Origin of the sequence: Pseudoalteromonas atlantica, assembly GCA_007988745.1 — a bacterium.
In the GTDB taxonomy this organism is placed as follows: Bacteria; Pseudomonadota; Gammaproteobacteria; order Enterobacterales; family Alteromonadaceae; genus Pseudoalteromonas; species Pseudoalteromonas atlantica.
Genome location: BJUT01000084.1, coordinates 1 through 10575, shown reverse-complemented (window position 1 = coordinate 10575; position 10575 = coordinate 1). Strand labels below are relative to the sequence as shown.

The following is a 10575-nucleotide window of genomic DNA, read 5'->3' as shown; positions in this document are numbered from 1 at the left end:
TTTGACGAAGTTCGGCTCTGTGCCAGCGGACCTTCAATCGTAGCTCGTTTCTGCCCCAAAACAAGCTAGTAAGCTTTGCATAAAGGGCTAACAACACCGTTTGCGCCTTGCGGTAAAGCATGAGTGTATATTTGCGTTATCTTCACCTCGGAATCATCAAGTTGAGCTTGCGCGGTTTGAGCAAATATTGCTTCGTCAGCATAAACTCGGTGATGTGGTTTAAAAAAGGTGAACGAGCTCTCATTGAGTTAGTCCCAACAAATAAATGTATTTATATTACAGTGCTTTTGTATTTCTTTTATAGTCAGGAAAACAACCCACTCTGTCGTTTTTGTCGTGTACACGTTTAGATCAATGTAGCCTAACTTCAATGCTGGTAAGTACTTCATAAATTTGCTATCAATGGACTTAGGACAAAAACGAGACAGATTGTGGAAAAAGCGACCCAATCGCTCGATACTAAAATGTTAGGCTATAAAAATATGGAAATAGCGTTAATCATAATCGGAATTATCATAATTTTCGGGCTAATAGGTGAAGTCATTGAAAGGCTAAGAACAGTTAATTGGGCTAGATTTTTTGGTGTATTACTAGTTGGTGGGGCTCTTCTTGCAGCTATATTTAGCTTCACTGCCGAAGGCGTTTTAGTGATTGTTGTAGCTTATGTACTACTAGTTATAATCTCTTTGATGTTTGGCGTATTTAGCAAGAAAACTGTAAATGAAACACATCAACAAGGTATCGAAAAAGGTCGAAATGAAGTGGCTAAAAATTTATTGGATATTCTTGATGATGAAACAATTGCTGATAAAACTAATCTATCCATTGAAGATGTAAAGGCACTTAGGAAAAGTAATTAATGTGTACAATACAAAAACCTAACAAGCAACGACACAGGAAGCTGCAAAGCAGCTCCTGTGAGTTGAGCGTAAGTGCTTCCATCTGTAGCAGTAATCTAAGGTTTTTTGCATGAAAAATGAAATAATAAACGCTTTAGATCGATCCTTATTAAGAATTAAGGGCGGATATCCTGTTGAGCGGGAGGTAGATTTTCAATCGGTATTATTTGGCGAACTATACAAAGAATTACCCGATGCAATTATTCGTTTCGAGCACACGTTGAAAAATGACTATCAATCATATGTTCAGCGAGGAAGAACAACAAAAAATAGAAAAAGCCGTGTTGACCTTCATATTTTTGATGCAGGTAAAACCATCGTAATTGAACTCAAATATTTTAAGGGTGCGAGTAAAGAAGATTGTGCAGATATGATTGCTGATCTCGCAAAAGTAGAGCGAATAGTCGAGGCAGGCGAGGCTAATGAAGGGTTTTGTATTCAACTTGTGAAAGAAGGCGTCATAAACCGATTACCTACCTTGGTTGAGCAAAAAAAAATACAGCTTCGAAGTTGGCCGGTGGAATTATAACTTTGAAATTAAGCGTAAGTATCAAGTAGCTTCTAGAGAAGCTCCATGCGGAAGGTCTGTAATCTGGCATCATATCAAGTGATCACACGCACATATCAAAAAAGTCACGTCAACCCAATACTCTCCACTTGGGCTTTGGCGTTACCTATGTCTAGGCAAAGCACAAAACCCACTGTCGATTCTAACTCATAAATGTCCAAAAATGAGTTTGTTCAACCGTCTGCTTCTCGCTCATAGCAGTCTGCCTGATGAAGTCTAAACGTATTCACTTAAACTGTAAGATCAGATATGAGCTGGTACAACTTGACTAGTACACCATTATGTTTTTAAATTAAAGCTGTTGTTTACTTAATAAACATCCAAATACCGGCAGCGATCATAAACAGGTTTTCTGTTAGGGAGATAAACCCTAGTGGTACGTTACTGTCACCGCCTACACACGCACATTTTAACTCTCGTTTATCTATATAGACTGCTTTTATCACTGAAACAGCACCAACCCCACCTATGAACAATGAAATAGGGGCAATAATATAGGCTGGTAATCCGGCTATCATTCCAATGCCAACAAATGCTTCTAAAAATGGGTAAACATAGGCGTACCTGACTACTTTCATAGCGACTAAGTCATAGGTTATAAATGAATTAGTAAAGCTAAATAAGTCTTGAAGCTTTTGTATTGCTAACACTGCCATTGTTAGGGCTACAAATAGTTCAGCGGTTTGCATTGATAATAAGCTATTATTCGCTGCAAAACTAAATGCCACACTAAGCAAAAAACTAACCGAAAAAATCGCAATCACGGGCGTGTAAGTTGTACCTTCTTGCCCAGCTTTTGGCTTATCAAAGTAATCGCGTAAGTCGTCATAGCCACCTATACGTTTATTATCAATAAATGTTTGAGGTGTAGTTTCTACACTGTGTTGTTTTTTAAATTCATCTGTTTGCTCTCGAGAAGTTAATAGCTGATCATCAACTGTATATCCCTCTCGCTCTAGTAGGTCTTTTGATTTTAAACCAAACGGGCAAATATGCTCATCTGTGGCCATTCTAAAAAGTTGGGCTGATTTACTCATGTTTAGCTCCCTTTTATGTATTGGTATAAAATTTTACTTAGCATTAAAATCCGGTACTGTCCTAGATTGTGCTTGCTCCTGAGTTTCTGCTAGGCCATTTTTCTCTATATCCTTTAGTAACCACTGCATTTCTTTAATCTCACGACGCTGTGCCTCAATAATATTTGTTGCAAGCTCTTGGACTCGCTTATCTTTGATTTTTGCCCTTTCACTGGTGAGTATTGCAATTGAATGATGTGGGATCATCGCCGACATCCATGAGCTATCATCAACAGTCGCTTGTGATCGAACTAAAAATAAACTTCCCGCAAATACGGTAACACTAGCAATGAGTACTGTTATATTTTTCTTTTTATCTTTATACATATTGAGCATGAAAAGTAGCATTATCACTGCCATCGTGGCTCCCATATAAAGCGCCATATAAGTACGAGTTTCACTAAAAAAAACATGACTTAGCTGATAAGTATTCAAATACATCAGTACAAACATGACTAATGTTGATGTGGCTATCATTAAGAAAAACTTTAAATACTGCGACATTAGATGGCTCCTTTCTATCATTTACTTTGTATATCATTTATACCAATGGGTAATTCTTACAGGTTATTAGGCGTAAACCCACTATATATTTAATCATTGAATCAATGTTTAATATTACATCAAGAGTTGTGCCATAAGTGTTAAAACTGCTCAGCGTATTTGCTAATATGCTTATAAGTATTCTGCTGTAAATCGTGCGTAAGCATTTCAATATTATATTTATAAAAGCGATCGCCTATTTCCATACCTGGCGTACCAGCAGGCATAGAGGGAACAGAGAGCCCTATCGTCTTTTCAGGATGTTGTTCAGCTAAAAACTGTTTTATATGTTTGGCGGGAACATGACCTTCAAATACAAATCCATCGGCTGAAACGGCTGTATGGCATGACCGCATATTTGGTTTTATTTGATACTGAGATTTAATCGTCCCCATGTCATTGACGTTAATTGCTTTTGTTTGAATATTGTTTTCGCTCAAATGAGCAATCCACTTATTACAACATCCACAATTTTTACTTTTATAAACGGTAAGCTCAATTTTAGGTTTTTCTGAATTCTCATAAGTTATTAATGCTTTATGTTGTTTTTCGATACTTATCGCCGAAAATGACATAGTTAATGATAAAAATAACGCTGAGGTAATGTAGATTACTCGCATTGTTAACTTCTTAATTTGACCAATGAATATGAGTGATTTTCCAACCTGTATCGGTGTTTTTTAATGTGATTGATTCCATTCCCATAGACTTAATATCTTTTCCTTTGTACTTTCCTTGAGTTTTACTTCTTGAAATTGAGTAAGCTATGTCTCCATTTGTGTAAACTTGATGCTCTAGTAGTTCACTATTAACAGCACTTAAGAATTTCATATCCGCTATCATATGATGTTTCGCGTATTCATCTGCAGAACGCTCAACACTTCCGCCTTCAAAAATGATGACATCGTCGGCCAGTAATTTACGTGCAGCTTCGCGATTGCCTTGTTTTAGAGATGCATGAAATAGGCTGACTGTTTTTGCAGCCTCGCTATCAACATTGACAAAGGCCTTGCCTTTTTTTGAATATTTTTCATCGTCATGTGCACTAACAGTAAAAGAACTAACAGTGCTAAAAATTAGTAGCAATAAAATTTTTAAATTAAAGGATTTAATTAACATACGTTTCCCTTTTTATTAATCGTTAAATAGGCGGACCAACAAGTGTGGTAAATACACTTGTTGTAATAAGTACAAACAGGGCAATTACTATTTCAACAGTAATCGAGCGTTTTAATATACTTATATGGTGTTGTTGAGTGATTTGCGGGACTAAAAAAAGCTTATGCCATGCACCTAGGAACAGCATCGCGCTGACGAGTAACAGCTTTAATAAAATTAGTTGCCCATAATCTGATGTAAACAATGCAGAAAATGACTCTAGGTACCGCAGGAGCAGAGTTAAGCCCGAAATAAGTAGTACAAATACAATAACAATAGCGAGTTGACCAAAGTAATGCATTAACCGCTTTACTTCACTGGTAGGTAGTAAAGTGCAGCTTTTGTAAAGCGGCCACAATGACCCTAACCAGCTCGCTATGGCAATAAGGTGAAAGGTTAAAATACTTTTCACTAACCCATTTTCGTTTGCACTGTGCCCAGTAAAAGTGAAGCTATAAGCGATAAACCCAAGCATGATGAGTATAACGGCACCGTTTTTATAACCTGCTACGTTATCATCTGATTCCACATTCCACATACATGCGCTAATTAGAGCAATAATAAGCGCTGGTATTCTAAACCTTGCTTGGTCACCTATGACTGATTGCCAAACAATTTCAAGCATAAAGGGGTCAAACATTCCCATAAAGCCTGATTCAGCCATTGCTCCAGCTTCTATAGGTACTTGTAAAAGTGCAGCAATACTACCTGTAACTACACACGTAATTTGCCAACGTTTTAAGAACTGATGAAAGCTAATTAAGTGATGCTCTGCAACATTGCTGTTGCCACACATAAAGCGCATTAATAAAGTGCCCGCAAGCCCTACAATTGCTATATAGCTTGCTAGTTTTAATAATAGTAAGAGCACTGACCATTCACTTAATTGCATGATGTTGCTACTTAATGATTATGTTTGCTGTGGGTATTAGATTGTTCTTGCATCATCTTATGCGATTCATTTTTATGTACCATAAATCTAAACGTGCCAGTCATTTTATGTCCATCACCACCCAGTGCTGTCCATTTAACCGTGTAAGTGCCTTGGGCTAGGCTCGGTAATGACCAATTAAAGTCTGTGCTTGGGGTGGCGCTGGGTTTGAAATCAAAGTTTATTGTTTTATTTTTTTCATCTTTGATGATGACTTTTGCTAGCCTTACTTCACCACTAAAAATTAACGAAAGTTCCTCTGGTCCTTGCATTAACATGGCTTCTTGTGCAGGTATTGATTGCTTGAGTGATATATGCGCTGATGCGGAAAATGTAAGCACTAAACCTAAAATGGCTACTGCAGAGTTAAAAAACTTCATAATTACCTCTTATTTAAAATGATTAAAACCAAAATTTAATACCCGCAACAAATGCGGTGTTGTTGCTACTTTGTCCACTTGATGTGGCATAGTCGGCGGTATTGCCAAATTTATTGCTCCATTCAACGCCAATATAGGGCGCAAACTGGCGTGTAAATTCATAACGAACCCTAAAGCCAATCGCGCTGCTTGATAGGCCACTTCCAAGCTCGTTTTGTTTATCGTTTTTGCCATAAAGTGTAATTTCGGCTCGCGGTTGTATAATTAGCTTTTGCGTGAGTAGTAGTTCGTACTCTGCCTCTAACGTAAATGCGGTATTGCCTCGCTCACCTACGTATGCTGTCATATCAAGTTCAAACCAATAAGGGGCTAAACCTTGTAAGCCAAAAGCCAACCATTGCCGATTTTCACCTTCTTTATTGTAATCAAGACGAACACCTGCTTGAGTATCCCAATATGCTGATACGGCATGACCCCATAAAATATCGGTTTGGTTTTCTTCAATACTTCCTTCGCTGAAATCACCCTCGGTTTTAATTACCAATCGATCAAAGGTAGTGCCGTACCATGCTTGTAAGTCAAATACACCTGCGTTTGCTTGCTCGTTATATTCAAGACGATCGCCTAGTAATGCGTAAAATGGATGCTCATCAGCGAGTGTTAATCGCTCATTGCCCTCAAGCGCATATGGGCCTTCTGTTAAAGTTGTTCCCGCAGAGTAAGCATGGGGGTCTCTTGCATCTTTAGGTGCACTTCCTCCTTGTGGTTGCATCTTAGCGCTATTCATTTGTGCCATTTCACTTTGCGCTAATAAAGGGAAACTAATTAATGAAGCCCCAGTTAACATTAATAAACTAAATGATTTAGATAGTTTTAATTGTTTCATGATACGACTACCTCTCTAAACATGCCGGCATCCATATGGAATAATAAATGGCAATGCCAAGCCCAGCGCCCTACATCGTGAGGGGTGGTTAAAAAGCTGATTCTTTGTGCGGGTTGAACAGGTATTGTATGACGTCGCACTTGCACATCACCTTGCTCGTTTTCTAAATCACTCCACATACCATGCAGATGCATAGGGTGCGTCATCATGGTATCGTTTTGTAAAATAACTCTTAAACGTTGGTTATGCTTCATATGCACTGGCGTGCTTTTACCAAATTCTAAGCCATCAAATGACCAGCTATAACGTTCCATATTTCCGGTTAAATGCAACTCAATTTCAGCTTCTGGCTCTTGCTGGTTAGTGATCCCTTCAAGTGAGTGTAAATCTGCAAGTGTTAAAACACGGCGACCATTTTTACGTAAACCAATACCAGGATCATCAAGATTTGTTCTAGGCATATCAACGCGCATATCAACTGAAGCTCCATACTCCGTTTTGGCATGACGCACTTTAGGGCTGGCAACTGCCAATGGGTTTTCAGACATACCATGTTTGCTATGATCCATCGCCATTGCACCGTGCTCCATAGCGCTATGATCCATTTCTTTAGAGTTCATACCTGACATGCCAGCCATACCTGCCATTGCAGAATGCTCACCGCCGTGGGTCATATTGCCCATCATATCGGTCATCGTTAACCATTCAACAGGGTCAAGTGCAGGTACTGGCGCATCAATATTAGGCGAGCTTGATAAAGTTCCTTTTGCGTAACCAGAGCGATCCATACTTTGAGCAAAAATCGTATAGGCATCATTTTTAGGCTCAACAATTACGTCGTAGGTCTCACCAGGGCCGAATCTAAATTCATCAACTGTCACTGGTTCAACGTTTTGCCCATCAGCTTGTACAACTGTTAGTTTTAGTTCGGGAATACGAACGTCAAAAAAAGTATTGCTTGAGCCATTAATAAACCTAAGTCTTACTTTTTCTCCAACTTTAAACATTCCTCGCCAATTTGACATTGGCGTACTACCGTTCATTAAAAAGGTCATTGCTGATGCAGATAAGTCAGCTAAATCTGTAGGATTCATTCTCATTTGATTCCACATTTTGCGGCGTTGCAAAGCATTCGAAACACCGCTATTTGAAACGTCATCAAAAAATTCTGGAACAGTGGGCTGATTGAAGTTAAATACATCACTCTGTATTTTTAATTTGCGGAACAGCGCCATTGGGTCATCATCAGTCCAATCAGATAATTGAATAACATGCTCGTTATCTGCACTAATAATATCTTTTTCTCGCGGTTCAATAATTAATACACCGTACATGCCAGTCATTTCTTGAAAGCCACTATGTGAGTGATACCAATATGTACCGCTTTGTTGTAATTTAAATTTATAAACAAAGGTTTCGCCAGGCATAATGCCTTTAAAACTGATACCAGGTACGCCATCCATTTGATACGGTAAAATAATGCCATGCCAATGAATTGAACTCGGTACTGATAACTTATTTGTTACTCTAATAGTAACGTCATCGCCTTCTTTGAGGCGCAAGGTAGGGGCGGGTATAGAGCCATTGATAGTTGTCGCCATACGTACTACGCCAGTAAAGTTAACCGGCGATTCATCTATAACCAGATCAATTACTTTGCCGCTAAGTTCGGGCACAGTGCCTGTTATTGTTCCTGCTACTAAAGATGATGCAGCATGTAATACACTCGGAAAAGCAGCAAGTACACCTCCTGCAATTAAGCCTTGAACAAATCGTCTTCGTGGTGTGCTAACCTGTTGTGATGACTTTTTAAACCCCATTTCCTTACTCCTTCATACCAGAATATGTATTGAGTATAGAAAATAGACCTGTCTTAAACATGACGCGAACATTACAAAGTTGTAATGTTGGTGTCATGTTGCTGTAGTGACAGATACTGCATAATATTTGCAGAGGTAGTTGTTAGGACTTTAATGAAGGAATTGTATGCGCTTATTAGTTGTTGAAGATGAATCAAAGACAGGAGATTATTTAAAACAGGGACTAAGTGAAGCTGGTTTTCAGGTTTCTTTGGCGCGCAATGGACTTGACGGTCATCACCTAGCAATGACCGACTTATTTGATGTAATAATACTTGATGTCATGTTACCTGACGTATCCGGTTGGAAAATTTTACAGTCGCTACGTGAAGCAGATAACAAAACCCCAGTACTATTTTTATCTGCTCGCGATAGTATAGACGATAGAGTAAAGGGGCTCGAACTTGGTGCTGATGACTATTTAATAAAGCCTTTTGCTTTTGCTGAAGTTTTAGCAAGAGTACGCACTCTTATTCGCCGTGGTGTAGTACAAACAGTTGACGATATACTGATAGTTGCTGATTTAGAAATGGATATTCCAAAGCGAAAAATACAACGTGCAGGCAAGCGTATTTTATTGAGTAATAAAGAGTTTAGCTTACTTGAACTATTGTTACGGCGCGAAGGTGAAGTACTGCCACGTTCGTTAATTGCTTCTCAAGTATGGGATATGAATTTTGATAGCGACACCAATGTGATTGATGTTGCCATTCGTAGGCTAAGAGCAAAAGTTGATGATGACTTTACTGTTAAATTAATTCATACGGTTCGTGGTATGGGCTATAAATTAGAGGTTGAAACTGATGGCTATTAAGTCACGGCCTTTATCACTTACGATGCGTGTTGTGTTGTTTGTCGCTGTAACCGTTATTGCGTGCTTAACTTTAGTTGCCACCTTAATAAATAGTTCGATAAAACATCATTTTTTCCAGCAAGATAGTAGTGAACTGCATGTTATTAATCAATCTATTGAATTAGTTTTAAGACAACAGTATAAATCAAACCTGAAACTTAAAAATGAATTATCTAACGCTGTAGCGGGTCATCACGGTGTTTACTATCAGGTAAATACCGCAAAAGGAGAGCTCATTTTTCAAAGTTCTGAACGAGATTTTAGTGATTTTGTAATGAGTGCTAATGCTTCAGCTGGCTTTAACCGTAACAACATTACCTCATGGCAAAATGATACCCACACCTACCGAGCTCTGGTGAGTAATTTAAGTACTGGGCAACAGCAATACAAAATTACTACAGCGATAGACATGAGCTTTCATTTACACTTTCTCAATCAATTTCAACAAAGTCTTTGGGCTATTATGTTTGGCTCTGCGGTACTCATTTTATTGGTGGCTTGGTTTGCTATACATCAAGGATTGAACCCTTTACGAGGTTTGAGTCAGAAAATGCATGACATCCAAACTAATAAGATGGATGTAAGGCTTGATGAAAATAAAGTGCCTATTGAGCTTGTTAATATGGTGCAGTCGTTTAACTCGATGCTCGACAGGCTCCAAGGTGAATTTATTCGTTTATCAAATTTCTCTAGTGATATTGCGCATGAGTTACGTACTCCACTAACAAATATAATCACTCAAACACAGGTTGGTTTATCTAAAAAAAGACAGTTGTTAGAGTATCAAGAATTATTGTTTTCTAATCTAGAAGAGCTGGAACGACTAACTAAGATGGTTAGTGATATGCTTTGGCTTGCAAAAACTCAGAATGGACTGGTTAAACCCGTTCAAAATACTCTAAAAAGCCATGATGAAATTGAAGCATTATTTGAGTACTTTGATGCTTTGGCTGAAGACTCATTGATTACATTTAAGAAAAAAGGTCAAAACCTTTGTTTTTATTGTGACAAATTACACTTTCGCCAATTATTATCAAACCTCCTATCCAATGCAATAAGGTATGCCCCAAAAGGCTCATCAATCACAGTAAATAGTGAAATATTTACCGCTGAAAAAATATGTATTTCAGTGATTAATACTGGGGAGAGAATACCTTCTGAGCATTTACCTTATTTATTTGACCGCTTTTATCGACCCGATAAATCGCGCCAACGACACAGCGATGGAGCTGGTTTAGGGCTTGCAATAGTTAAAGCTCTAGTGCAAGCAAACGGTGGAAATATAGAGGTCAGTTCAAATAATCAAACTACCAGCTTTAAAGTTTTTCTAAATTTAGCTAAAAGCTAATTATTAAATTTAATAACCCAATGTTTGCTTGTACCTCTAGACTTCCCAGCTTTCATTAAACACCGGTTTATAAA

The 10575-nt window shown here is 38.2% G+C and carries 12 protein-coding genes and 1 pseudogene; 4 read left to right on the top strand and 9 right to left on the bottom strand.

Translation table 11 applies throughout. From position 1 onward, the window contains the following. Positions 1–65: 65 nt before the first annotated feature. Positions 66–179: pseudogene (locus tag PAT01_RS20295) on the bottom strand (integron integrase); the annotation flags it as partial. A 252-nt stretch (positions 180–431) separates the two neighbouring features. On the opposite strand from PAT01_RS20295, the gene PAT01_RS19290 reads away from it, so the two are divergent. Both PAT01_RS19290 and PAT01_RS19285 read left to right on the top strand, forming a co-directional pair. After that, complete coding sequence (locus PAT01_RS19290; RefSeq protein ID WP_154946016.1) at positions 432–860, top strand: hypothetical protein; 429 nt, start codon at positions 432–434, stop codon at positions 858–860. A gap of 109 nt (positions 861–969) precedes the next feature. Further along, positions 970–1428 (top strand): hypothetical protein, encoded by a 459-nt coding sequence (locus tag PAT01_RS19285; RefSeq protein ID WP_154946015.1) that lies wholly within the window; start codon positions 970–972, stop codon positions 1426–1428. A gap of 344 nt (positions 1429–1772) precedes the next feature. Here the strand turns inward: PAT01_RS19285 and PAT01_RS19280 are convergent, their stop codons facing one another. From PAT01_RS19280 to PAT01_RS19245, 8 genes are all read right to left on the bottom strand, one after another. Continuing rightward, positions 1773–2504, bottom strand: coding sequence for a MauE/DoxX family redox-associated membrane protein (locus PAT01_RS19280; protein ID WP_055018909.1), 732 nt, complete (start codon positions 2502–2504; stop codon positions 1773–1775). A 33-nt stretch (positions 2505–2537) separates the two neighbouring features. Next, on the bottom strand, positions 2538–3047 hold the full coding sequence (locus tag PAT01_RS19275; protein WP_064387011.1) for a DUF305 domain-containing protein: 510 nt from the start codon (positions 3045–3047) through the stop codon (positions 2538–2540). 140 nt (positions 3048–3187) lie between these two features. Beyond that, entirely contained in the window at positions 3188–3706 is a 519-nt protein-coding gene (locus tag PAT01_RS19270) for a DUF411 domain-containing protein (protein WP_126009121.1), read from the bottom strand. Positions 3707–3716: 10 nt separating this feature from the next. Beyond that, positions 3717–4205, bottom strand: coding sequence for a YybH family protein (locus PAT01_RS19265; RefSeq protein ID WP_008109928.1), 489 nt, complete (start codon positions 4203–4205; stop codon positions 3717–3719). A 22-nt stretch (positions 4206–4227) separates the two neighbouring features. Next, a complete protein-coding gene (locus tag PAT01_RS19260; protein WP_064387014.1) occupies positions 4228–5136 on the bottom strand; it encodes a copper resistance D family protein in 909 nt (302 codons plus the stop codon). An 11-nt stretch (positions 5137–5147) separates the two neighbouring features. Next, the gene (locus PAT01_RS19255; RefSeq protein WP_004588802.1) at positions 5148–5555 is read right to left on the bottom strand and encodes a copper resistance CopC family protein; all 408 of its coding nucleotides are present in this window, start codon (positions 5553–5555) and stop codon (positions 5148–5150) included. Between the two features lie 22 nt (positions 5556–5577). Beyond that, positions 5578–6441, bottom strand: a complete 864-nt coding sequence (locus tag PAT01_RS19250) for a copper resistance protein B (RefSeq protein ID WP_055011431.1) — start codon at positions 6439–6441, stop codon at positions 5578–5580. Then, the gene (locus tag PAT01_RS19245; protein ID WP_069439209.1) at positions 6438–8261 is read right to left on the bottom strand and encodes a copper resistance system multicopper oxidase; all 1824 of its coding nucleotides are present in this window, start codon (positions 8259–8261) and stop codon (positions 6438–6440) included. The genes PAT01_RS19250 and PAT01_RS19245 overlap by 4 nt, the downstream gene beginning before the upstream one ends. 166 nt (positions 8262–8427) lie before the next feature. On the opposite strand from PAT01_RS19245, the gene PAT01_RS19240 reads away from it, so the two are divergent. Continuing rightward, positions 8428–9114 (top strand): heavy metal response regulator transcription factor, encoded by a 687-nt coding sequence (locus PAT01_RS19240; RefSeq protein ID WP_004588805.1) that lies wholly within the window; start codon positions 8428–8430, stop codon positions 9112–9114. Beyond that, positions 9104–10501, top strand: coding sequence for a heavy metal sensor histidine kinase (locus tag PAT01_RS19235; RefSeq protein WP_154946014.1), 1398 nt, complete (start codon positions 9104–9106; stop codon positions 10499–10501). Before PAT01_RS19240 ends, PAT01_RS19235 begins: the two co-directional genes overlap by 11 nt. Positions 10502–10575 lie beyond the last annotated feature (74 nt).